Raw genomic sequence first — 21685 nt, 5'->3', positions numbered from 1 at the left:
ATAACGCGATCTTACCACATATGGCGGGTCGGCGCAGCAGAAATCCCATATATTGAAGCGTTTCAGGCCTTCATTCGGGCGTCTTGCCACGCACGCGGATCATTTAGGAAGCGTTCGACCTCGTCCAGCGTATCGGTCGTGAACGCGCCTTGGGCCTTGGCTTCGGCCAGCACATCCCACCATGTACACAGGTGGATCAGTTGAACGCCATGATCCCCAAGGGTTTTTTCCGTCTCGGGGAAAATGTCGTAGTAAAAGATCACCGCAGTGGCAGCGCAGGTGGCCCCCGTTTCGCGAATCGCATCCACGAAGCTGAGCTTGGACCCGCCATCGGTGGTCAGATCCTCGACCAGCAGCACGCGCTGTCCTTCGCTCATCGCACCTTCGATGCGGGCGTTCTTGCCGTAGCCTTTGGGCTTCTTGCGCACATAGGTCATCGGCAGGGCCAGACGTTCGGCGACCATGGCCGCGAAGGGGATGCCAGCGGTTTCGCCCCCTGCGATGTTGTCGAAAGCTTCAAAGCCCGCTTCGCGCATAATCTCGACCGTCATGAAATCCATCAAGGTCGAGCGGATGCGGGGAAAGCTGATCAGCTTGCGACAGTCGATATAGGAGGGGCTGGGCAGACCAGAGGCCAAGGTAAACGGCTCGTCTGTGTTGAAGTTGACGGCCCCAATTTCCAACAGCATCCGGGCGGTCAGACGGGCAATCTCGTCTTTGGTGGGGAAGGTTGAAGGGATCATGGGCAGCGTCCTTGTTTTGGTTAAACTTCGACCCGCCAATGAAGCGGGAAGCCGGGGTCGAACACGGTGACGGGGCCATCGCCGCTGTCGATCTTCGCGGGATAGGTGACAGGTTCGCCCTTGGTCAGGGTGATCGTGTCCTCGTTCACGGGAAGGCCATAGAATGTGGGGCCGTTGAGCGAGGTGAAGGCTTCGAGCTTGTCAAGCGCGCCATCCTGTTCGAAGACCTCTGCAAGGCAGGACATCGTGTTGGTTGCGGTAAAGCAGCCGGCACAGCCACAGCTGTTTTCCTTCAGTGGGTCGATATGCGGCGCGCTGTCAGTGCCGAGAAAAAAGGTTGGATCGCCCGACGTGGCGGCGGCGCGCAGAGCAAGGCGGTGCGCCTCGCGTTTTGCGACCGGCAGGCAATAGTAATGTGGCTTAATCCCGCCAACCAGAATGTGGTTTCGGTTGATGATCAGGTGGTGGGTGGTGATCGTCGCGCCCAGCGTGTCGCCACCCGCACGCGCATAATCCGCTCCGTCCTTGGTGGTGATGTGTTCCATAACCACCCTGAGGTCGGGAGTCGCACGTCGGATTGGGTCAAGGACACGGTCGATGAACACGGCCTCGCGGTCAAAGATGTCGATCTCGGTGTCGGTGACTTCGCCGTGGACGCAAAGCGGCAGGCCAATCTCGGCCATCTTCTCAAGTACGGGACGCACTTTGTCGAAATCCTGCACGCCCGAAGCGGAATTTGTCGTCGCGCCTGCCGGATAAAGCTTCACGGCTTTCACCAAGCCGCTTGCGGCTGCCGCGGCGACATCGGCCGGGTCCGTGTCTTCGGTCAGGTAAAGCGTCATCAAAGGTTCGAAACGCATGTCAGCCGGCAAGGCGGCTAAAATTCGGTTGCGATAGGCCTCCGCATCCGCGCGGGTGACCACCGGGGGCACGAGGTTGGGCATGATGATCGCGCGACCGAAGTGGCGCGCGGTTTCGGGCAAAACGGCTGCAAGCATCGCGCCATCGCGCAAATGCAAGTGCCAGTCATCGGGGCGGTGAAGCGTCAGTGTTTTGGTCATCGGCACAGGGCATAACGCAGCGCCGCCATTCGTGCCAGATGATTCGGCCGATTGATGTAACCTGACCGTCGCGATGTGAGTGCTGTGATGGTGCCTTAGCACAGGCCTATGGGCGCACTTTTTCCTGTCCGTGCTTGCGCAGTCGCGACAGTTCGTCGGCAGCGGGGGGAGTGCACAGCGGGGCAATCTGTTTCAAAAGGTGCGTGTCCCGCGCCCTTGGATCATACGGCTTAACCTGCAAACACTGCCGCGCCTGCTAGGTGGAAGGCCCCCGATGACCGGGGCTTGCCAAAGCACTATCCGCTCGTTTTAGCGCATCTTGAAATCGCGGGGCGTTTTGGCGCGCTGTGACAGAGGTAGCCAACCACTTGATCAGTAACGGCTTCCCGCGTGCCTCAGCGGTTTGAAGTAGCCTGCGCAGATAGGGTCGGTAGCGGTGTCGTGCCCGCAAACCACGGTAACAGATTACGTCTGTGAGTGTGTCATCTGACGCTTGGTCCACCAGAGCTTGGGTCACGCCCATAGCGCGCAGCGCCTTGGCCAGACTTTCCCCGAAATGTCGGCAGTGAATGCGGTGGATATGCGTGCCTTTGAACATCCCGGCGTGCACGGCATCTTCCGGGATGGCCGGGTCAAACAGGATGAACACATCTTGCGCCATCTCAACCATTTCGGGCGCGTAATGATAACGGTCCGTAAAGTCGCGTCGGCGAGCTTTGGGAAATCTCCGGTCAAAATCCGCCCGCTCGGGGTCGAGGGTGGACTGGGGCTGGACTGCAATAACCGTGACCTCGGGTGCCACAACTGAAAACGCAGCAGCAGCATATCCGCACATTCCCGCCCCATAAAAAATGACTTTGTCGAACTCTTCAAAGAAACCATCTTCGATCAGGCGGTCGAAATAGCCATAAACAGCGCGGTCGCGGAACCATGTCTGACCGTGGGACAATATACAGAGGTTGGACCAGCCGTTTTCCCGCACCAGCGCCCAACCAAAGGGGTCTTGCTGCGGCGAGGTGTTGCGGATGTCATCTATCGTCTCGAATGTGACGATAAGAGTAGACCCATCATCTGTCAGAATGGCAGAATGATCTGATCCCAGCGGCTCGAAATAGCCGCGTTCTTCGCCAAGATCTTCCAGCTCGTTCAGCCACTCTTCTGTGGATACGTCCGAACGATCCGGGCTCATCTCGCCTTCTGGCACGTTTTCTTGTTTCACCCAAACCTCGGCACTTGTTCGTTCCATCCAACACTGTCCATGGGGGTGAAAATAGGCGGATATTTGTGGGCAATGCGGCAAAAGGAAGAAGAGGTGCCGCTTGGCAGTCGCACTGTTTCCAGCGTGGTGTTAATCGTCGGTACTGCGTTGCATTTGCGCGAATTTGTATATTTTTTGCGCATCGTTCAAGGAAAGTGCGCGCGCAGGCGGCGTCATCAAAAGACGTCCGAACAGGGCGCGATTGGCTTCTTCCTGCATCAACTCGTGGAAACGATTCTTACGCCAATTGACGGCCGCATTATGCAGGTTGGCCAGCGTTGGATCGCTTGTCAGTTGCGCCAAGTGTGACTTGCGCGCTGCTGCCGTCTTCTGGATCGAGGTATCCTCGACATCGCACCAGTTCCGCTCGCACCAGTAATCCATAGCAATCGGCTTATCGGACCGGTTTACCCGCCCGCGGTCGCATTTCAGAACGAAGCTTTCCATCGCGCCAAGTGGATAGTGATTTAACTGCACAAGATCATAGTTCGGCCGGTTGAACGGCGAGAATATCTGGCTGCGCTGGTATTTTTGGTCTAGCGGCCGACCGCACCCGTCAAACCAGCGGGTGGTTTCTACACGCCCGTCAACAGGCGCGCGCGGGCGGTGAACGCCAAGTTTTCGGTACGCGCCGGCATTGCGATAAAGCGTCTTGAACATAAAGGCGCGCCATGGCCACGTCATGACCTCGGGTGCTGCGTGGATGAATTGTTCGGTGATCGGGCGGTCGGCATAATCAATTACACCGTCATTGCCGAACAGCCGCCACGTCATCGTTATTGCGTCCGCGTCAGGCAATTCGTGGAACAGCGCACCCAACGTACCATCGCCTGTTTGGATGTTCACGTACTCGTCGACATCCAACGTCATCAGCCAATCCGCGTCCCGCACCAGAGGGTGTTTGTCTGCACTCTTAAACCCGGTCCATTGGATGCCGCCTTTATCATAGGGGCCGTCGTTGCGCAGGTGGGTCAGCAGGCCGATATCCTGCAAATGATCGAGCATTCTATCAGTGCCGTCGTCACAAGCATTCGACAGCACCAGAAAATCGGTAAATCCGACGGCTTTGTGATGGGCGAGCCATTCCAACAGGAAGGCCGCTTCGTTTTTTACACATGTAACCGCTGTGATGCGCATCGTCAGGACAAACGCCCCTTTGACAGGGTGTCGGATGGGTAAGTTTTTTTCCGCCGTAACATAAGCTTAGCCCACGCCCTTTCTCGTCGATACCTGCGTGCCTGACTTTGGCAGACGCGCGAAATACCGTCAACGTGGCGCGTGGTGCACCTTCTCGCCAGCTATCGCGAGGGTAGAGTTTACGTGACGGAAGGCCTTATTTTCTTGCGACAGCAGCGTCTCAGGTGGCATTTAGCGTCCGACGCGAAAACGGGAATCAGGCGCATTATCCATAGGTCTAAAACCTCTGGCTGAAGGTGTTGGTTAATGGTTTCGCGGTGTGGCGCGCCTTTTCGCGAGGCGCAAAGGCCAACTGATAGTGTGTCGTAAGTGGTATACTCCATAAAGGGTCGTCTGACATGTCAGGCGACCCTTTTTTACCCACATCCCAGTTTGGGCTTGCAGCCCATCAACAGGCCAGCGACATTTCTCATTCGGATCGAAGAACGGATTGGCCGACGTGACAGGTTTCAAAACAGCCCCGGAAACAGCTTTGAATTGGCATCGCACAGGTAGGCGCGTGGCGATCGCCACGGTGGTTGAGACTTGGGGCAGCGCGCCCTGTCCGGCGGGCAGCCAAATGATCGTCGTCGATAACGGGTCAATCGAAGGCTCTGTTTCGGGCGGGTGCGTCGAAGGCGCGGTGGTTGGCGAAGCGCTGGATGCCCTTGCTGTCGGCACGCCGCGTCTGTTGACCTATGGCGTAACGGGTGAGGACGCCTTTGCCGTCGGCTTGGCTTGTGGTGGCACCATCCGCATTTTGGTCCAGCCCGTCATCGGTCTCGAGGGCAATGCGAAAGGCTTGCCCGTCGCGTTCCTGTCAGATCTTGTTGAAAAACGCGCCGCCCGCGTGCCAGTCGCCATAGAAGTTGATCTGAGGACATGGGCTTGCCGTCTCGTGGTGGCGGATCCCGAAACCATAATGTTTCCACTGGGCAACGCCGGGATTATGGGCGACCGATTTGTTGCCGTTCACACCCCGCCGCCACGCCTCATCCTTGTTGGGGCCGTGCATATCGCGCAAGTTTTGGCGCCGATGGCCGCTGCGGCTGGGTTTGAACCTATCATCATGGACCCGCGCAGCAGTTTTGCGACGCGGGACCGGTTCCCTGAGCAGCGTGTGATCTGCGATGATACTGAGGATGCCATTGGGCAAACCGGCGTTGACCCCCAAACCGCGATTGTGACTCTGGGCCATGATCCCAAGATTGATGACCCGGCAATCCTTGAAGGGGTCGCAAAGGGCGCGTTCTACATCGGGTGCCTTGGGTCGCGGCGCACCCATGCCGCGCGGTTGGATCGCTTGCGTAAGGCAGGCGTGGCCGACGACGCGTTGGCCAAAATCCATGGGCCGGTTGGTCTGGATATTGGTGCAGAAGGCCCGGCCGAGATTGCTGTCTCGATCTTGTCTGAACTGGTCGCCATCCGGCACGGGAAAGGCTGAGAACGTCGGAGTTCCGCCTTAAATCGAGTCGCGTGGCGGCTTTACGCGCAACACCAACAACCGCGCCACAAGAATGATGGCAAAGCCAATACCTGCGGCCAGCGTCTCGCCCAGATAGGTCAGAAGCGCCAGATAGACCGCGCCACCAATCAGTGAAAGCGTGGCATAGAGATCCTCTTTCAACAGGCTGGGGGTGGTGTTGCATAAAAGGTCGCGGATCATTCCGCCCGCCGTGCCCGTCACGCAGCCGATTACAATCGCCAGCACTGGTGAAATGCCAGCATCCAGCGCAACCTGAACCCCGGTGAGTGTGAACAATGCCAGCCCGATCGCATCCAACTGCAAAAGCACCTTGAGCCTGCGCCCGTTGCCGGATGACATACGCGTCGCGAATGCAAAACTGATCAGGGCCACAGGCACTGCAGTTGCAAGATAGCGGGTGTCGGTGATCCAGAACACCGGTGTCAGCCCCAGAAACAGATCGCGCAGAGTTCCTCCGCCCATTGATGTCGCAATCGCCAGCACAGTGGCCCCGAACGGGTCCATATGAACGCGGTGGGCCTGGATTGCGGCGGATGCAGCCATGACGGCCGTCGCAAGAAGTGACAGCGGCACGAACAGAAAGGACAGTGTTTCCATAAGGGTGACCCTAAACAGCAATGTAGGACGGGAAAAGTGGGGCGGTCTTAGCCTGACATCGTGGCAGGTTGCCAGACCAAAACGATCACTTGCGGCGTGGGCGCGACAGATAATCCGCCAAGGTGTCAAATGCCAACCGAATACGGGGGCTTGTGTGCAAATCGCGATGGGTGATCAGCCAGACCGGAAAGACGATTGGGTCCATGTCCGGCAAAAGGCGTTCAACACCGGGAGTGGCGTCCCCGACTTCCTCGGACATGAACGAAATGCCCAGCCCATGCTGAACATATTCCCATGCCACCACGCCGCTGTTAGAGCCGATGGGAATATTGTCAGCCGTGATTTCGATGCCAAGCGGTGCGAGATAGCCAATCATCTCGTCCGCATCCCCGAAGCTGACGAATTCGTGGTGCGAAAGATCAGCTTTTGAGGTTGGTCGTCCCCGACGCTCGATATAGGATTTCGCCGCATAAAGATGTGCATCCGCGTCCTGGACGAGACGCGCGTAGAGCTCTGGTTGTTCCGGCCGCACGTGGCGTATAGCGATATCGGCCTCGCGGCGCTGGATGTCGCGGATATCATTGGCGGCAACAACTTCGACATTCAGTTTTGGGGCAACCTCGCGCAAATGTTGCAAGACCGGTGGTAGCAGATGCGCCGCGAAAATGTCCGACGCCGTGATGCGGACCGTGCCGTCGATGGTTTGGGTCTGCGCGTCCGCCACCAGCGAAATCTGCACCGCCGCATCGGCCATCTTGCGCACGTGTTCCAGCAGGTTGCGCCCCGCTGGCGTCAGCACCAAACCACGGCCTACACGTTCGAACAGGGTGATGCCCAAGGTGTTTTCGAGGCTAGAGACCTGCCGACCCAAAGTTGGTTGAGTCTGGCCAAGCACCCGTGCCGCAGCCGACAATGACCCTTCCTCGGCGGTCGCCATAAACGCACGCACTTGGTTCCAGTCAAACGAGATAGCGGCCCAATTCATGCAATAATGTATAGAGGTGCAACAGAAATAGGCAATTTTTATCCGCTTTCTGCATGGATATATGTGGATCAAAGGAGAATTCAAATGATCACATCAGCCAAATTCTGGGACAAGATTGCCGCGAAATACGCCAAGTCTTCGATCAAGGACGTGGAAAGCTATCAATATACGTTGGGCCGCACGCGGTCCTATCTGGGCGCGCAGGACAAGGTGCTGGAGATCGGCGCGGGCACAGGATCGACTGCGTTGGAGCTGGCCAGTTCGGCAGGTCATGTCACGATCACCGATGTGTCGCCCGAGATGGTCAGGATCGGAAAGGAAAAGGCGCGCGAGCAAGGGGTCACAAACGTTGAGTTTCATGTTGCCGATGCACAGGTTCAGGACCTGACCGGCCCTTATGATGCGGTGCTGGCCCACAACGTGCTTCATCTGGTCGAGGATTTACCCGCGACGCTGGCGCGGGTGCATGAGATTTTGGAACCCGGCGGGGTCTTCATCTCGAAAACCTTCTGCAAACCAACCGGTCGCGGGCCGTGGCTGTACTATGCCTTGGTTCCGTTGCTGCCAATCCTGCAATTGATTGGCAAAGCTCCGTTTGTGTCGTTCATGACGATTGGCGAGTTGGAGTCCGCAATCACAGCGCATGGCTTTAAGATCATTGAAAGCGGTAGTTTTCCGGCAACCGAGTTGCGCCGATACATTGTCGCCCGACATGTACCGGACTGACCTGTCATCTGCCGGTCCCAGGAAATACAAAACGCCTCGCAATTGCGAGGCGTTTTTCAGGTTCAGGTAAAGTTGTTTACTTGGACATCGGGCCGATCATCATCACCATTTGACGGCCTTCCATTTTCGGCATGTTTTCGACCTTGCCGACGTCCTTGGTGTCTTCGGCGACCCGCTCAAGCAGTTCGCGACCAAGGTTTTGGTGGGCCATTTCGCGGCCACGGAAGCGCAGGGTCACTTTGACCTTGTCGCCGTTCTCTAGAAACTTGAACACATTTCGCATTTTCACGTCGTAGTCGTGCGTGTCCGTGTTCGGGCGGAACTTGACCTCTTTGACCTCGATGGTTTTCTGTTTTTTGCGCGCTTCGCTTTCCCGCTTCTGCTGTTCATATTTGAACTTGCCGAAATCCATGATTTTACACACGGGCGGGGCGGCGTTGGGCGAGATTTCCACCAGGTCCAGACCTGCTTCTTGTGCCATAACCATTGCCTGAGCAGGGGTGACAACGCCGACGTTTTCGCCTTCGGCGCCAATGAGGCGGATTTCAGCGGCCGTGATGCGTTCGTTAATGCGAGGGCCGGTGTCGCGCTGTGGAGGCGCGTTGTGAGGTCTGCGAGCTATTGTGCCATTCCTTCTGACGTTTCAGTATTCTTCGGTTGCGGAAGGTAAGGCCCAACCGGGTGTGTTTCAACCCGATAAAGCGTTTTCGCAGTGGATTGTTTCATGCGGGCTGTGAATTGGTGGCTGGTGGCGGCGTTTGGCGGCTGCAAGACTGCTTTTACAGTATTTTATTGGCTGTATTGGCGTTTTGACGCGCATTGGATGAAACTCCCCTTGCGCTCGAACTGCTTTGACCTCACATCCCTTCTGGATGCTGCGCAAATCTGCGCCGCGCATGTATAGACAAGTTGAGGATGTCGACATGAAAAATAGCATTATTGCACTTGTGATCGTGGTCGTCGCCGCTGTGGGCGGTTTTGTTTGGTACAACAACAACCAAGCTAAAATGATGGCCGAAGAAGCTGCAGTGGAAGCTGCTGAAACTGCCAAGGCTGCGGAAGAAGCTGCTGCCGCTGCTGCCGCGCAAGCCGAAGCAGAAGCCGCCGCTGCTGCCGCTGCTGCTGAAGAAGCTGCCACCGCCGCTGCTGAAGAAGCTGCCGCTGCCGCAGAAGCTGCCGCGACAGCGGCCGAAGAAGCCGCTGCTGCCGCAACGGAAGCTGCGACGGATGTCGTCGAAGGCGCGGCTGAAGCTGTTGGTGACGCGGTTGAAGGCGTTATCGGCGAAAACGCTGCCGCCACTGAGCTGTTGAATCAAGCAACCGAAGCCGCAACTGATGCGGTTGAAGGTGCCGTGGAATCAGCCACCGAAGCTGTAACAGGCACAGAGGCGACCACCGAAGCGGCAACAGAGGCAACGACCGAAGCTGCAGCAGAGGCAACAACCGAAGCCGCGCCAGAAGCGCTGACCAAAGATGGTTTTGACGCTGCCAAGGTAAGCGAAATGATCGATGGATCATCGCTGGGCGATGCCGAAAAAGCTGGCCTGAAGGCCGCTGTTGAAGCTGCTGCGAACAACCCGGCCCTGCTGGACGCTGCAATCAACCAGGTAAAAGCCGCGCTGGGCATGTAAGCCGACAGCACAGCCAAAGTACACAACGCCGCGCGGGAAACTGCGCGGCGTTTTTTTTGTGCGCACTGCGCGGAAAACCGGTACAGCAGACCGCCTGGCCGACAGTCCATCACATGACTGTGCTATACTACACCATCATGCCCAATCATGGGCGGGTGGGTTGAACGCATCCCGACAGCGTTCGCAGAAAGGGGTTAGTTCTATGTATGCTCGTGTTACGCCGTATAAAATGAAGCCCGGAAGCAAAGCTGCTGCAACCAAATTGATGGAGGGCCTGAAAGACAAGATCATGGCCCTGCCGGGGCAAAAGTCCTTCCTGAATGTCATGAATGACGATGAGGGATCTGGCTATGTCATCTCGATCACCGAACTGGCTGAGATGACTCCAGAGACCGGCGAAAAGGTCAAAGCGCTTTGGTCTGTTTTTTCCGAGTTTTTGGAAGAAGAGCCAAAGGTGCAGTCCTTTTCGATCATTGCCGATTGGAAAGCCTGACCATCTTGCAACTGGACCTCGCCGCGCAGAAAGACGCTTCGCGCAGGAAACGGCGTGGCGACAGATCCTATTCGTGCTGAATGATGACGGCCTCGAAATCGACATCACTCGTGACCATCGTGTGATGGCCTTTGCCATGCTTGTCTTCCATGTGCCACACGTCGCCTTTGGTGATGTCTCGGGTTTCTCCGTCGCTTGCGGTGACGCGGACGCTACCTGCTAGGCAGATCAGTTTTTGCCGCACGGGCGTGGGATGGATTGGCTCATCCCAACTGGCTCTTAGCCTCAGAAACATCATCTGCCGGGCGGGTTCGGGGTCGGATATCTCGATGTCCTGTGCCGGCGGTGCGAAGCTGCGCGGTTCAAGCGCGACGTCGACATCGGCCCAACGGCTTTCGCCAGCATCATCAGAGTAGAGTTTGCAGTATTCCAAAAAAGCCTCCTAAGGACGGTTGACCGATCAATGCTAACATGCCGTTCGACGCCCACCCAATAAGAGGCAGGCGATTATATACAAAAGGGGCAGACCGAAGGTCCACCCCATTCCGCATTTTGGCCTATGGCAACGCACAAAACTTGTTGCGATGACCACCGAACTGGTGCCGCTGCTTTAATCCAGAAACGCCTTCTCGACCACGTATTGCGCGGGTTTTGAATTCGCACCCTCTTCCAACCCAGCTTCTTCCAGAAGCTCTTTGAGTTCGAGGTTGAAGGGCAGGTTGCCACAGATCATCGCACGGTCATTTTCTGGGCAGAGCGGCTCGATGCCCAAATCCCTGAACACTTCGCCCGAACGGATCAGGTCAGTGATGCGGCCCATCTTTGGGCTCTCTTCGCGGGTGGTGGTCGGGTAGTATTTGATCTTCTTCCAGAAACCTTCGCCGATCACTTCGTTCAGAAGCTCGTCGTCCTTCAGCGCGTCGATCAGGTTCGCGCCATAGGTCAGCTCTCCCACTTCGCGGCAGGTATGGGTGATGATGATCTCGTCGTAATCCTCATAGGTCTGCGGTTCGCGCAGAAGCGAGGCGAACGGCGCAAACCCGGTGCCAGTGGCAAAGAACCACATGCGCTTACCGGGAATCAGCGCGTCATGCACCAAGGTGCCCACCGGCTTGGGGCGCAGGATGATCTGGTCGCCAACTTTGATGTGCTGCAGCTTCGAGGTCAGCGGCCCATCGGGCACTTTGATCGAATAAAACTCTAGCTCTTCATCCCAAGACGGGCTGGCAATCGAATAGGCGCGCAGAAGTGGTTTTTGCTTGCCGGTTTTGGGGTCCGGGTCGCCCATCAGGCCGATCATCACAAACTCGCCTGACCGGAAGCGTAGGGTTTGCGGCCGGGTGCAGCGGAACCGGAACAATCGGTCGGTGTAATGTTCAACGTCGGTCACCGTCTGCGCGTCGGGCAGGGTGGGGACCGGTTTCACTTTGGCTTCAGCATCCATAATCGGCGTCACTTCATTCATAAGCATCAGCGAGGCTAAAAGCCCCGCCCTTTTCTGTCTGGGTATATAAGTGGGTTGCGCGAAAGGGTCTAGCCGGTCAGCCGCGACCTATAGTCATAGGCTTGCCAATCCGCACGCGACAGCCATTCTTTTTCCGGCTGGCGTAGGGACAGGTCTTCGCTAATCTCGACCTCGTCGAACCCGGACCGGCGTGCCATCGCGTATTGATCCGAGATGACATGGCCATGCGCACGCAACCGGCCCTGATAGCCGAGCAGCCGCAATTGGCGGCCCAGCGTGAAGCCGCGCCCATCCGCGAAAGACGGGAAGTCGATGCGGATCATGTCGACGCCAATCATCAACTGGGGCAAAACGGCAGGGTCGGTGTCAGACGGCAAGTGCAGCCCACGGGTGTCGTTGGCGGCCCGCTCATCAGACAAGGCAAAACCGTAGTTCCAATCGTCATGGGCAAAGCCCGCATCTGTTACGATCACGCTCATGCGCTTGCTCCTATCCGCTGCATTTTGCCATCCACGAAATGGATGCCGCATTCTGTCTTTTCGGCCCCGCGCCAGCGCCCGGCGCGTGGGTCTTCTCCGGGCTTCACCGGTGATGTGCATGGCGCACAGCCGATCGAGGGGAAGCCGCGCCCGACCAGCGGGTGGCGGGGCAGGCGGTTGTTGATCATATAGTCGCGTACGTCCTCAGACGCCCAATGGGCCAGCGGATTGACCTTCAGCCGATTGTCTTCGGCTTCAAAAAACTGCAGATCGACACGCTTGCCGCCCTGAAACCGCTTGCGCCCGGTGATCCAGCCGTCAAAGCCCACTAGCGCGTTTTCCAGTGGCTCGACCTTGCGCAAGTCGCAGCAGGCATCGGTGTCTGCCAGATGCAGGATGTTGTCCGGGTCGCGTTTGAACAGTTCGTTTGCGTCGGGCTGGATGACGCGCACATCGGTCAGGCCCAGTTTCCTGGAGACTTCGATCTGATAGTCGAGCGTTTCCTGAAACAGCATTTGCGTGTCCAGAAAGACAACCGGCACGGTCCGGTCGATGCGCGACACCATGTGCAACAAGACAACGCTTTCCGCGCCGAAACTCGACACCATGGCCAGTGCGCCGATGGTGCTGTCAGTCAATGCGCGTTCAATAACGGATGTGGCCGAATGGTGCTTGTAACGGGTGTTCAGCGTACCGACCCGTTCAACGGGAGCGGGAAGGGGAGCTTCAAGCGGCATGTGTCTTATCCTCCTCAGGGTAGAGGGCGGCCTTGAACGGCGCTTCGCCCAAGCGGCGGAAAGCGTCGATAAAGGTTTCGCTCTCGTCTTCGCGCAGGTCCAGATAGGCCAGCACAAGGCGTTCGATCGCCGGAACGATCTGGTCATAGGCAAAGCCCGGCCCGGCCCGTTTGCCGATCGTCGTATCGGGACCCGCGTCACCGCCAAGGGTGATCTGGTAGTTTTCAACGCCAGCACGGTCCAACCCAAGGATGCCAATATGGCCCAGATGATGGTGCCCACAGGCGTTGATGCAGCCTGAGATCTTAATTTGCAGGTGGCCGACATCATGTTCGATTTTCAGTTCATCGAACCGCTCGGCAATCTCTTGTGCAACGGGGATCGAACGGGCGGTGGCCAGCGCGCAATAATCCATGCCGGGGCAGGCAATGATGTCCGAGATCAGACCCGCATTCGCCGTCGCCAACCCATGCGCGCGCAATGTCGCGAAGACTGCGGGCAAGTCGGCGCGGTGGACATGCGGAAGGACCACGTTTTGTTCGTGGCTGATCCGAATGTCGCCATGGCCAAACTGTTCTGCCAGATCAGCAATCATGCGCATCTGATTTCCATCAGCGTCACCCGGCGTCGCCCCATGCGCTTTCATCGAGATCGTGACGATCCCATACCCATTGGCGCGGTGGTCATCGACATTGGTGTCGCTCCATGACCGGAAGATCGGATCAGCGTCGCGGGCGGCGTGATAGCCGTCAAGCGATGCTGTTTTGAACTCCGGCGCTTTGAAGTTGGCCGAAATGTCAGCGAAATGTGCCTGATCAATGCCCGAGAATTGCGGGCGCAACTGGGCGAAGCGTGCCTCGACCAGATCGTGGATCTTGTCGATCCCGTTTTCCATCGTGGTGATCTTGATGCGGGCTTTGTACTTGTTGTCGCGGCGACCCAGCGTGTTGTAGACGCTGACGACGGCCTCGACATAGGGCAGCAGGTCTTCGCGCGGCAGGAAGTCTTTCAAAACCTGACCGACGACCGGCGTGCGGCCAAGGCCACCACCAACGAGGATCTGATAACCAACCTCTCCCGCGTCGTTCTTGACGATGCGAATGCCGATGTCATGGGCTTTGGTCACGGCGCGATCAGCCTTCGATCCGGTTACCGCCAGCTTGAATTTGCGCGGCAGGAACTGAAATTCCGGATGGTCGGTGGACCACTGGCGCAAAAGCTCAGCCGTGGGGCGCGGGTCTTCAATTTCATCCGCGGCTGCGCCTGCGAAATGGTCCGCGGTCACGTTGCGGATCGTGTTGCCCGAGGTCTGGATAGCGTGCATTCCCACATCAGCCAGCGCCTCTAGCATGTCAGGAATATCGGCCAAACGTGGCCAGTTATATTGGATGTTCTGTCGCGTGGTCCAATGGCCATAGCCCTTGTCCCAACGCTCGGCGATCATTGCCAACTGGCGCATCTGATGCGGGTTGAGCGAGCCATAGGGGATCGCCACACGCAGCATATAGGCATGCAGTTGCAGATAGACGCCGTTCATTAGGCGCAGGGGTTTGAATTCATCTTCGGTCAACGCGCCCGAAATGCGGCGCGCGACCTGCGCACGGAACTGGCTGACGCGGTTGCGCACAAAGCCTTCGTCGAAATTATTGTAGTCATACATGGGCTGCGGCCTTTGCGTATGCGTGCGCGGCGACCGGCGCCGAGGCTTGCTTGCCATGGGCACGGTTTGATGGGCCGTTGGCCCGGAAGACTTCGCGGAAATGGGTCGGGACCGGACCAACAGGGCAAGCTTTGGCCCCCGCCAGATATGGGCCGACAGCAATCTCTGGCTGTGTTTCGGCCAGTGCGAGCTGTGTGGCGGCTTCGTCCTCGTCCTCGATCAACCATGCCATACACATGTCACGCACCCAGGCCCCATCATGGGCCAGATAGATCACATCACCTTCAACAAGGTCATTTGCAGTCACTACTTTGGGTGTGAAGGGGCGCGGCATGGCCAGTCCTTTCTTATTGCGTTCCTGCTCTATATAGGACATTTTCCCACAAAACGGCGATATGCTGCGGCAGAAAAGGAATATTGTTTCGGTTTCTGCTGGCCGCAGAACGTATGGACCAAAAGAAGGAAGAAAACGAAATGCCTGTTCGTCTGGATGAGATTGACCGGAAAATTCTACGAGAGCTTCAAAGCGATGCGGGTCAGTCGCTGGACGTGATCGCCAAGAAAGTGGGGTCTTCGAAGACCCCGGTCTGGAACCGGATTCGCAAGATGCGAGAGGGTGGCGTGATCGGCAAGAACACCATGGTGATGGACGCAGACAGCCTTGGGTTCGAGGCTTGTTTTTTCGTGCTGGTCCGTACAGCCGAACATGACGCAGGGTGGCAGGACGCTTTCCTGCGGGCTTTGAAATCGCGCCCTGAAGTGATGGAAGCCCACCGGTTGGCGGGCGAAATTGACTATATCCTCAAGGTCCGCGTCAAGAACGCCCGCGCCTATGATGAATTTTATCAGGCGCTAATCTCGGAAGTGAAAATTTTCAACGTCACGGCGTTGCTGTCGATGGAAGAGATCAAGTTTTCGACCGAGTTGCCGATCTGATCACGCTTTGACCATCAACGTCTCCAGGCCGTGGAAATGATAAACATTACCGAACTGCGGCGGGGCGGTCAGGCGAAGATCTGGGCAGCGTTCAACCAGGATCGGCAGGGCATGTGCCAGTTCCAACCGGGCCAGCGGTGCACCAATACAGAAATGCGCCCCCGCGCCGAAAGACGTGTTGGGTTTGATCGGGCGGGTGGGGTCGAAGACCTCGGGTTCATCCCAGACATCCGGGTCGCGATTGGCGCCGCCCAACAGCAACCCGATCTTGTCGCCACGCTTTAGGTTCTGGCCGTAAAGCACCGTATCTTCGTAAACATATCGGGTGAACATATGCAGGGGCGGGTCGAAGCGCAGGGTTTCCTCGATGGTGTTGTCGCGTGTCTCTGGTGCCAGGCTGGATGCGGGTGTTTGCTGCTCCAGCAGCGTTTTCACAGCGATGGCCAAAGCGTGGACCGTCGCCTCGTGGCCCGCATTCAAAAGCAGGATGCAGGTCGAGATCAGCTCGTCTGACGACAGTTTTTCACCTTCTGCCTCAGCCGCGATCAGCTCCGATATCAGATCGTCGCTCGGGTCGTTACGGCGCTGGTCCACATAGTTCCGCATGAAGGCAACGAAAGCTTCGGTTGCGGCCACAGCCTCGTCTTCGATCGCGCGGGTGCGGCGGGCCTGATACATCGAGACCATGGCGTTCGACCATTTCAGCAGATCATCCGCCATCGCTTCGGGAACGCCAAGCAGGCGGCAGATGATGATGACGGGAATGCGGGTCGCGAAGGTGGGGAGCAAATCAAACTCGCCACCCGGAAATTCGTCGATCAGCTGATGGGCCAGCGCGTCGATCTCTGGCCCCAGCCCGGCGATCCGGCGGCTGGTGAAGGCGCGCAGCACAAGTTTGCGCAAGCGCGTATGGCGCGGGGCTTCCAACTCCAACATGGAATGTGCTTCGACCGCATAGAAAGGGGCAAGGTGATCCGGAAACTCAAGCGGTTCAACAGGTTCGCGGCCGAACCTGCGATCACGCAATAAGGCGTTCACCGCGCGAAAGCTGACCGCCATTGGCATGTCATAGTCTTCCCACCAGAAGATGTCACCGCCCGCGCGGGCGCGGTCGTAAAACACGTAAGGGTTCTGAATGAAGTCGGGGTCCGTCGGGGACTGGCTAAGGCGCAACATCCGCTCATGTTCATCAAAGCGGCTGGCCTTTGCAAGCGCGGCTTTCTATTCTTCGGCTCATGTTTCGATACCTGCGTACAAAATGGGTCATTCCCTTCCTTATTGGCACCCTCGCAATCAGCGCAGGCGTCTGGGCCGTGGCCTGGCGTGCGGCGCTATCGCCACTGTCAGATCAGGCGGCGTCCGAGCTTGCTTTGGCATCGGACCAGCTAACGCGTCACCTGTTTCGGTATCGTGAACTGGCAGTTGTATTGGCCGAACACCCCGTGTTGCGCGACCGCCTTGGCGGCGAAGTGGACAGTGAGGGAGAGGCGGACGCGTTGCTGCAAGCCATGGCCGACATGACAGGGGCCTATCACCTGTCGCTGGTTGGACTGGACGGAAAAGTGCTTGCCGCATCCGGCGAGGGGGAGGCGCAGGTCGATCCGGGCGCGCCATTGATCCACCGGGCATTGACAGGCGCTTTGGGTGTCGAGGCCAGGTTTCAGGCTGTGGAATCCGGTGCAACCCAACGCATTTTCTCGTTTGCGGCGCCGATACACAAAGGTGCAGAGCAGACCTTGGGTACCGTGGTCGCGCGCACCGATTTGTTGGATTTTGAAGAAAACTGGCCCTCGACCGCCGCGGCCTTGTTTTTCACGCTGAATGGCTCGCGGGTGTTTGCGGCCAACCGGTCTGAACTTGTGAGTGCAGAGCGCGCCCGCGAGGATTTCTTGAAAAGCTCTGCCAGCCTGTGGGCAGGGCGCGAAGTCTGGACACTGGACGCCGGACCCTATTTGCCAAACCGGGCGATCCATCTGTCGCGGGACTTGCCGGTGATTGGCCTGACCGGAGAGATTTTGCTGGACACTGCCCCGGCCGAGCGCAGCGCCGCCTTGCTGGCGGGCATCGCTGCGGCCATTTGCCTTGGCATCGGAGCGTTGTTGCTGGCAGTTGGTGAGCGACGGCGCGCCCTGAATAAACGCTTGCAGATGGAGGCGGCGGTGAACGCGCGTCTTGAGGCTCGCGTCGCGGAGCGCACCAAAGCGCTTTCGACGGCCAATGCTGACCTGCTGCGTGAAAACCGGGAACGGCGCGAGGCCGAGGCCGCATTGAACAAGGCGCAAGCCGATCTGGTTCAGGCGGGCAAGCTGTCTGCCTTGGGTCAGATGTCTGCGGGCATCAGTCACGAGTTGAACCAACCGTTGATGGCGATCCGGTCTTTTTCCGACAATGGAACCGTGTTTCTTGAGCGGGGGCAAACCGATGAGGTGGGTCAAAACCTCGGTCGCATCTCGCAACAGGCGGGTCGGATGGACCGGATCATCAAGAACCTGCGCGCCTTCGCCCGTCAGGAAAGCGAACCGATCACCAATGTCGATCTGGTGCAGGTCGTTGATCAGGCGCTCGAGATGCTGGAACCGCGTATCGTTGCAGACCGTGTCCACGTTGATTGGACCCGTCCGCCAAACGCGCCTCAGGTCCGCGGCGGCGAGGTGCGGCTTCAGCAAGTGGTGATGAACCTTATGTCTAACGCCATGGATGCCATGGCGGCCCGCGTTCACAAGAAGATCGAGATCACGCTGGAACCCTCGACAGAACGTGTGATCCTGTCGGTGCGCGACACCGGGCCTGGAATTGACCAGCCTGACAGGATTTTTGACCCCTTTTATACGACCAAGGAGGTCAGTCCGACAGAAGGGATGGGGCTTGGTCTGTCGATCTCTTATGGTTTGGTGCAAAGCTTTGGTGGGGCGATCCGGGGTCGCAATCACCCGAAAGGCGGAGCCATATTTACTGTCGAGCTTGATCGCGCCGGTGAACAGGAGGCCGCATGACCAACACCGTTCTTCTGGTCGATGATGACCCGACTGTCCGGGAGGCGCTGGGCCAGACACTGGAACTGGACGGCCTGACGACGATCCTTGCGGGCAGTTACATCGAGGCCAAGGACCATATCCTGCCGGGGTTTGACGGTGTTATCCTGTCGGACATCCGGATGCCGGGAAAAGACGGGTTTGCCCTGTTGGCACAGGCGCAGGCCGTGGACCCAGAACTGCCGGTGATTTTGCTGACAGGCGAGGGGGACATTCCGACGGCCGTGCGCGGGATCAACGAAGGCGCGTTTGATTTTCTTGAGAAGCCCTGCGAACCCGCAGCGTTGCTGGCGGTGGTGGCGCGCGCGTTGCGCACGCGTGTGCTGGTGCTTGAAAACAGGTCGCTGAAGGCGCGTGCTCAATCAGGCGATGCCGCTGCACGCCTGTTGTTTGGCGAAAGCGATCTGGCTGAGGACTTGCGCAACAAGGTGCGGGCGGCTGCGCGCGCGCAAGCAGAAGTGTTGATCTGCGGCGAACCGGGGTCAGGCACATCGAAAGTCGCCGAAGTTGTGCATCTTTTGTCTGGCGACGCGACGCGGCCATTTACCAAGCTGCCCGCGACCGGTTTGACGCCTGACGCGCTTGAGGCCGCTTTTGCACGCGCTGAAGGCGGGACGCTGTTCCTTGATGAGGTGGCAGCGCTTGATGGACCGACGCAGTATCAGCTGCTCGACCTTCTGGATCGAACGGGCAAGACACGGGTTGTGGCCGGCACTTATCGCGATCTGGATGCAGAGGTCGCGGCGGGGCAGTTCAACCCCGATCTGTTTTACAAGCTCGACGTCTTGCGCATCCGCATTCCGGCGCTTCGAGAGCGCAAAGATGATATTCCGGTCCTGTTTCGCCATTACGTCTCGATTGCCAGCGAACAGGCGGCATTGGCCCCGCCAGAAATTGAACATGATGTCATCGCCCGATTGATGGCGCAGGACTGGCCGGGCAACGCGCGCGCGTTGATGAATGCGGCGATGCGTTTTGCGATGGGGCTTGGATTGTCCGATGCCGACAGCGCTGTGTCAGGTGCGCGTCCGGGCTTGGCCGAGCAGTTAGCGCAGGTGGAACGCTCGCTCTTGATCGACGCCCTCAGACGTCACGGGGGGGGTGCCTCTGCGGCAGCGCGAGAGCTGCAACTGCCGCGAAAAACCTTCTATGACAAGCTGGCGCGACACGAGATTCGGCCGGAAACCTATCGGAACTAGCAATGGGAAAACTGTGCGGATTTCCGCACAGATGCCGGGCGCTATTGTGCGGCTAACCGCTCACACAGTGTTTCAACTATATTCGCGCAATTGAAGTATGATCGTTAGTATTTTGAAATTATTCAATAAACAAAAAAATCACGGTGACGTGATCGTTTTTCTTGGTGCCGTCGAGGAACCATGCCCCAATAGACAACAGGCGCTCAACCGGGCTGCCGGAGGATATCTGTCTGGGAGGACACCATATGAAATTCCTGACCATGGCCGTATCGGCGATCGCGCTGTCGGCATCTGTAACTGCTGCATCGGCTGCTTGCGACGAAGGCGAGATTGTCATCAAATTCAGCCACGTCACAAACGCGGACAAGCACCCGAAAGGCATCGCTGCCTCGTTGCTGTCCGACCGTGTGAACGAAGAGATGAACGGCAAAGCCTGTATGGAGGTCTATCCGAACTCCACACTCTATAATGACGATCAGGTGCTTGAAGCGATGCTGCAAGGCGACGTTCAACTGGCAGCGCCGTCGCTGTCGAAGTTCGAAGCCTTCACCAAGCAATTCCGCATTTTCGATCTGCCATTCATGTTCAAAAACATGGCGGCGGTTGATGCATTCCAACAATCGGAAACTGGCGTTGCGATGAAGCAATCCATGGTTCGCCGTGGTTTGCTGGGCCTGGAATTCTGGCACAATGGCCTGAAGCAATTCTCGGCCAACAAGCCGCTGATTGCGCCTGCGGATGCTGCGGGTCTGAAATTCCGCGTGCAGCCGTCGGACGTTTTGGTGGCGCAGATGCAAGCTTTGGGTGCAAGCCCGCAGCCGATGGCCTTCTCTGAAGTTTATGGCGCGCTGCAAACCGGCGTTGTTGATGGACAGGAAAACACCTGGTCCAACATCTACGGCAAAAAGTTCTTCGAAGTGCAGGATGGCACAACGGAAACCAACCACGGTGCGCTTGACTATATGGTCGTGACCAATGTGGATTGGTGGGAAGGTCTTGACGCGGACGTTCGCGACCAGCTTGCCACGATCATGCGTGAAGTCACCGAGACACGGAACAGTGCTGTGGGCGAGGTTGACGCCGAAGCCCGTCAGGCCGTTCTGGATGCAGGCGGAGAAATCCGCGAGCTGACTGCAGAACAGCGTCAGGCTTGGGTTGACGCGATGAAACCGGTTTGGGCGCAGTTCGAAGCTGACGTCGGTGCCGAAAACATCGCCATCGCACAAGAAATCAACGCACAGAACTAAGCTGAGCGTTTCGGGGCCCGACCACAACTCGGGCCCCGGTTATTCCCACTGATACGGCCTGACTTTTGCGAAAGTCATTGTCGTGCCCAGCTTCATGGGGAGGGGACAGCCATGAGCACACATACTCACAACACCAAGGGTTTCGAAGAGACGGCGATTGCCATCATTTTGGGCCTCATGACGATGATCACATTCGTGAACGTGGTCATGCGCTATGTTTTTAACTTGTCATTGATCTGGGGACTTGAAGTCACGTTGATCCTGTTTGCCTGGCTGGTGCTTCTCGGTGTCAGCTACGGCGTCAAAGTCACAGCCCATTTGGGCGTCGATGCTCTGACCAACATATTGCCGGAAAACGTGCGCAAAGTTTTGGCGCTGGTCTCGGCGGCGGTCTGCATCATCTATGCCTTCCTGCTTCTGAAAGGGGCTTGGGATTACTGGGCGCCTTATGCCTCGCTTGATCGCACGTCGGGCCGTTGGTTTCCGACCGGGTTCGAACAAACGCGGTCGCAAGCGTGGTACATCACCGATCAGGTGCCGATGCTTGACTTTCTGCGCTTTTTGGAGGGTTTGATCAACGAAGGCGAAGCTTATGACAAGCTGCCCCGTGTGCTTCCCTATGCCATCTTGCCAGTGGGCATGGCCTTACTGCTTTACCGGTTCGTTCAGGCCACCATCCGCATCTGGCGCGGCCAACAGGACAGTCTGATCGTCAGCCACGAGGTTGAGGACGAGATCGAACAACTTCAAGACCAGCAGGGGGAGGCATAACTC

23 protein-coding genes are annotated in these 21685 nt (G+C 57.8%); 9 read left to right on the top strand and 14 right to left on the bottom strand.

Annotated elements, in window-relative coordinates; translation table 11 throughout:
• Nucleotides 1–62 precede the first annotated feature (62 nt).
• The 4 genes from K3556_RS11130 to K3556_RS11115 form a co-directional block, all read right to left on the bottom strand.
• Nucleotides 63–743: an orotate phosphoribosyltransferase gene (locus K3556_RS11130; protein WP_260516853.1), complete on the bottom strand. Its 681-nt coding sequence runs from the start codon at nt 741–743 to the stop codon at nt 63–65.
• Between the two features lie 20 nt (nt 744–763).
• Nucleotides 764–1804: a dihydroorotase gene (pyrC, locus tag K3556_RS11125; protein ID WP_260516852.1), complete on the bottom strand. Its 1041-nt coding sequence runs from the start codon at nt 1802–1804 to the stop codon at nt 764–766.
• Nucleotides 1805–2060: 256 nt separating this feature from the next.
• A complete protein-coding gene (locus K3556_RS11120; protein ID WP_260516851.1) occupies nt 2061–3050 on the bottom strand; it encodes a phosphoadenosine phosphosulfate reductase in 990 nt (329 codons plus the stop codon).
• A 102-nt stretch (nt 3051–3152) separates the two neighbouring features.
• Nucleotides 3153–4199 carry a glycosyltransferase family 2 protein gene (locus tag K3556_RS11115; RefSeq protein ID WP_260516850.1) on the bottom strand — a complete coding sequence of 349 codons (1047 nt, stop codon included), beginning with the start codon at nt 4197–4199 and terminating at the stop codon, nt 3153–3155.
• A gap of 499 nt (nt 4200–4698) precedes the next feature.
• Between K3556_RS11115 and K3556_RS11110 the strand changes: the two genes are divergently transcribed.
• The gene (locus tag K3556_RS11110) at nt 4699–5682 is read left to right on the top strand and encodes an XdhC family protein (RefSeq protein WP_260516849.1); all 984 of its coding nucleotides are present in this window, start codon (nt 4699–4701) and stop codon (nt 5680–5682) included.
• A gap of 18 nt (nt 5683–5700) precedes the next feature.
• Here K3556_RS11110 and K3556_RS11105 read toward each other — a convergent pair whose 3' ends face one another.
• Nucleotides 5701–6321, bottom strand: a complete 621-nt coding sequence (locus K3556_RS11105; RefSeq protein ID WP_260516848.1) for a trimeric intracellular cation channel family protein — start codon at nt 6319–6321, stop codon at nt 5701–5703.
• A gap of 85 nt (nt 6322–6406) precedes the next feature.
• The gene (locus K3556_RS11100) at nt 6407–7306 is read right to left on the bottom strand and encodes a LysR family transcriptional regulator (RefSeq protein ID WP_260516847.1); all 900 of its coding nucleotides are present in this window, start codon (nt 7304–7306) and stop codon (nt 6407–6409) included.
• A gap of 84 nt (nt 7307–7390) precedes the next feature.
• On the opposite strand from K3556_RS11100, the gene K3556_RS11095 reads away from it, so the two are divergent.
• The gene (locus tag K3556_RS11095; RefSeq protein WP_260516846.1) at nt 7391–8032 is read left to right on the top strand and encodes a class I SAM-dependent methyltransferase; all 642 of its coding nucleotides are present in this window, start codon (nt 7391–7393) and stop codon (nt 8030–8032) included.
• A 76-nt stretch (nt 8033–8108) separates the two neighbouring features.
• Here the strand turns inward: K3556_RS11095 and infC are convergent, their stop codons facing one another.
• Entirely contained in the window at nt 8109–8654 is a 546-nt protein-coding gene (infC, locus tag K3556_RS11090) for a translation initiation factor IF-3 (protein ID WP_409557778.1), read from the bottom strand.
• 301 nt (nt 8655–8955) lie between these two features.
• Here infC and K3556_RS11085 point away from each other — a divergent pair, with 301 nt between their 5' ends.
• Complete coding sequence (locus tag K3556_RS11085) at nt 8956–9663, top strand: translation initiation factor 3 (RefSeq protein ID WP_260516845.1); 708 nt, start codon at nt 8956–8958, stop codon at nt 9661–9663.
• Between the two features lie 202 nt (nt 9664–9865).
• Complete coding sequence (locus K3556_RS11080) at nt 9866–10156, top strand: hypothetical protein (RefSeq protein WP_260516844.1); 291 nt, start codon at nt 9866–9868, stop codon at nt 10154–10156.
• Nucleotides 10157–10223: 67 nt separating this feature from the next.
• On the opposite strand, the gene K3556_RS11075 is transcribed toward K3556_RS11080, so the two are convergent.
• From K3556_RS11075 to K3556_RS11050, 6 genes are all read right to left on the bottom strand, one after another.
• Entirely contained in the window at nt 10224–10589 is a 366-nt protein-coding gene (locus K3556_RS11075) for a cupin (protein WP_260516843.1), read from the bottom strand.
• Between the two features lie 177 nt (nt 10590–10766).
• Nucleotides 10767–11621, bottom strand: a complete 855-nt coding sequence (locus K3556_RS11070) for a ferredoxin--NADP reductase (protein ID WP_260519239.1) — start codon at nt 11619–11621, stop codon at nt 10767–10769.
• 68 nt (nt 11622–11689) lie between these two features.
• Nucleotides 11690–12100: a DUF934 domain-containing protein gene (locus K3556_RS11065; RefSeq protein ID WP_260516842.1), complete on the bottom strand. Its 411-nt coding sequence runs from the start codon at nt 12098–12100 to the stop codon at nt 11690–11692.
• Nucleotides 12097–12837 (bottom strand): phosphoadenylyl-sulfate reductase, encoded by a 741-nt coding sequence (locus K3556_RS11060; protein WP_260516841.1) that lies wholly within the window; start codon nt 12835–12837, stop codon nt 12097–12099. Before K3556_RS11060 ends, K3556_RS11065 begins: the two co-directional genes overlap by 4 nt.
• Nucleotides 12827–14497, bottom strand: coding sequence for a nitrite/sulfite reductase (locus tag K3556_RS11055; RefSeq protein WP_260516840.1), 1671 nt, complete (start codon nt 14495–14497; stop codon nt 12827–12829). Before K3556_RS11055 ends, K3556_RS11060 begins: the two co-directional genes overlap by 11 nt.
• Nucleotides 14490–14831, bottom strand: coding sequence for a DUF2849 domain-containing protein (locus tag K3556_RS11050; protein ID WP_260519238.1), 342 nt, complete (start codon nt 14829–14831; stop codon nt 14490–14492). The genes K3556_RS11055 and K3556_RS11050 overlap by 8 nt, the downstream gene beginning before the upstream one ends.
• Before the next feature lie 140 nt (nt 14832–14971).
• On the opposite strand from K3556_RS11050, the gene K3556_RS11045 reads away from it, so the two are divergent.
• Nucleotides 14972–15433 (top strand): Lrp/AsnC family transcriptional regulator, encoded by a 462-nt coding sequence (locus K3556_RS11045; protein WP_260519237.1) that lies wholly within the window; start codon nt 14972–14974, stop codon nt 15431–15433.
• On the opposite strand, the gene K3556_RS11040 is transcribed toward K3556_RS11045, so the two are convergent.
• Complete coding sequence (locus K3556_RS11040) at nt 15434–16609, bottom strand: cytochrome P450 (RefSeq protein ID WP_260516839.1); 1176 nt, start codon at nt 16607–16609, stop codon at nt 15434–15436. It abuts the gene before it with no gap.
• Nucleotides 16610–16668: 59 nt separating this feature from the next.
• Here K3556_RS11040 and K3556_RS11035 point away from each other — a divergent pair, with 59 nt between their 5' ends.
• The 4 genes from K3556_RS11035 (at nt 16669) to K3556_RS11020 (ending at nt 21682) form a co-directional block, all read left to right on the top strand.
• Nucleotides 16669–18426 carry an ATP-binding protein gene (locus K3556_RS11035; RefSeq protein ID WP_260516838.1) on the top strand — a complete coding sequence of 586 codons (1758 nt, stop codon included), beginning with the start codon at nt 16669–16671 and terminating at the stop codon, nt 18424–18426.
• Nucleotides 18423–19664 (top strand): sigma-54 dependent transcriptional regulator, encoded by a 1242-nt coding sequence (locus K3556_RS11030; protein WP_260516837.1) that lies wholly within the window; start codon nt 18423–18425, stop codon nt 19662–19664. Before K3556_RS11035 ends, K3556_RS11030 begins: the two co-directional genes overlap by 4 nt.
• Nucleotides 19665–19909: 245 nt before the next feature.
• On the top strand, nt 19910–20911 hold the full coding sequence (locus tag K3556_RS11025; protein WP_260516836.1) for a DctP family TRAP transporter solute-binding subunit: 1002 nt from the start codon (nt 19910–19912) through the stop codon (nt 20909–20911).
• 111 nt (nt 20912–21022) lie between these two features.
• Complete coding sequence (locus tag K3556_RS11020) at nt 21023–21682, top strand: TRAP transporter small permease (RefSeq protein WP_260516835.1); 660 nt, start codon at nt 21023–21025, stop codon at nt 21680–21682.
• Nucleotides 21683–21685 lie beyond the last annotated feature (3 nt).

The organism is Aliiroseovarius sp. M344, assembly GCF_025140835.1.
Taxonomy (GTDB): Bacteria; Pseudomonadota; Alphaproteobacteria; order Rhodobacterales; family Rhodobacteraceae; genus Aliiroseovarius.
This window is presented reverse-complemented; position numbering and strand designations above follow the sequence as displayed.

Coding starts and splice junctions, on each gene's coding strand:
- K3556_RS11130 (WP_260516853.1), bottom strand. CDS start 743: ATGATCCCTTCAACCTTCCCCACCAAAGACGAGATTGCCCGTCTGACC.
- pyrC (WP_260516852.1), bottom strand. CDS start 1,804: ATGACCAAAACACTGACGCTTCACCGCCCCGATGACTGGCACTTGCAT.
- K3556_RS11120 (WP_260516851.1), bottom strand. CDS start 3,050: ATGGAACGAACAAGTGCCGAGGTTTGGGTGAAACAAGAAAACGTGCCA.
- K3556_RS11115 (WP_260516850.1), bottom strand. CDS start 4,199: ATGCGCATCACAGCGGTTACATGTGTAAAAAACGAAGCGGCCTTCCTG.
- K3556_RS11105 (WP_260516848.1), bottom strand. CDS start 6,321: ATGGAAACACTGTCCTTTCTGTTCGTGCCGCTGTCACTTCTTGCGACG.
- K3556_RS11100 (WP_260516847.1), bottom strand. CDS start 7,306: ATGAATTGGGCCGCTATCTCGTTTGACTGGAACCAAGTGCGTGCGTTT.
- K3556_RS11095 (WP_260516846.1), top strand. CDS start 7,391: ATGATCACATCAGCCAAATTCTGGGACAAGATTGCCGCGAAATACGCC.
- K3556_RS11085 (WP_260516845.1), top strand. CDS start 8,956: ATGAAAAATAGCATTATTGCACTTGTGATCGTGGTCGTCGCCGCTGTG.
- K3556_RS11080 (WP_260516844.1), top strand. CDS start 9,866: ATGTATGCTCGTGTTACGCCGTATAAAATGAAGCCCGGAAGCAAAGCT.
- K3556_RS11070 (WP_260519239.1), bottom strand. CDS start 11,621: ATGAATGAAGTGACGCCGATTATGGATGCTGAAGCCAAAGTGAAACCG.
- K3556_RS11065 (WP_260516842.1), bottom strand. CDS start 12,100: ATGAGCGTGATCGTAACAGATGCGGGCTTTGCCCATGACGATTGGAAC.
- K3556_RS11060 (WP_260516841.1), bottom strand. CDS start 12,837: ATGCCGCTTGAAGCTCCCCTTCCCGCTCCCGTTGAACGGGTCGGTACG.
- K3556_RS11055 (WP_260516840.1), bottom strand. CDS start 14,497: ATGTATGACTACAATAATTTCGACGAAGGCTTTGTGCGCAACCGCGTC.
- K3556_RS11050 (WP_260519238.1), bottom strand. CDS start 14,831: ATGCCGCGCCCCTTCACACCCAAAGTAGTGACTGCAAATGACCTTGTT.
- K3556_RS11045 (WP_260519237.1), top strand. CDS start 14,972: ATGCCTGTTCGTCTGGATGAGATTGACCGGAAAATTCTACGAGAGCTT.
- K3556_RS11040 (WP_260516839.1), bottom strand. CDS start 16,609: ATGTTGCGCCTTAGCCAGTCCCCGACGGACCCCGACTTCATTCAGAAC.
- K3556_RS11035 (WP_260516838.1), top strand. CDS start 16,669: ATGTTTCGATACCTGCGTACAAAATGGGTCATTCCCTTCCTTATTGGC.
- K3556_RS11030 (WP_260516837.1), top strand. CDS start 18,423: ATGACCAACACCGTTCTTCTGGTCGATGATGACCCGACTGTCCGGGAG.
- K3556_RS11025 (WP_260516836.1), top strand. CDS start 19,910: ATGAAATTCCTGACCATGGCCGTATCGGCGATCGCGCTGTCGGCATCT.
- K3556_RS11020 (WP_260516835.1), top strand. CDS start 21,023: ATGAGCACACATACTCACAACACCAAGGGTTTCGAAGAGACGGCGATT.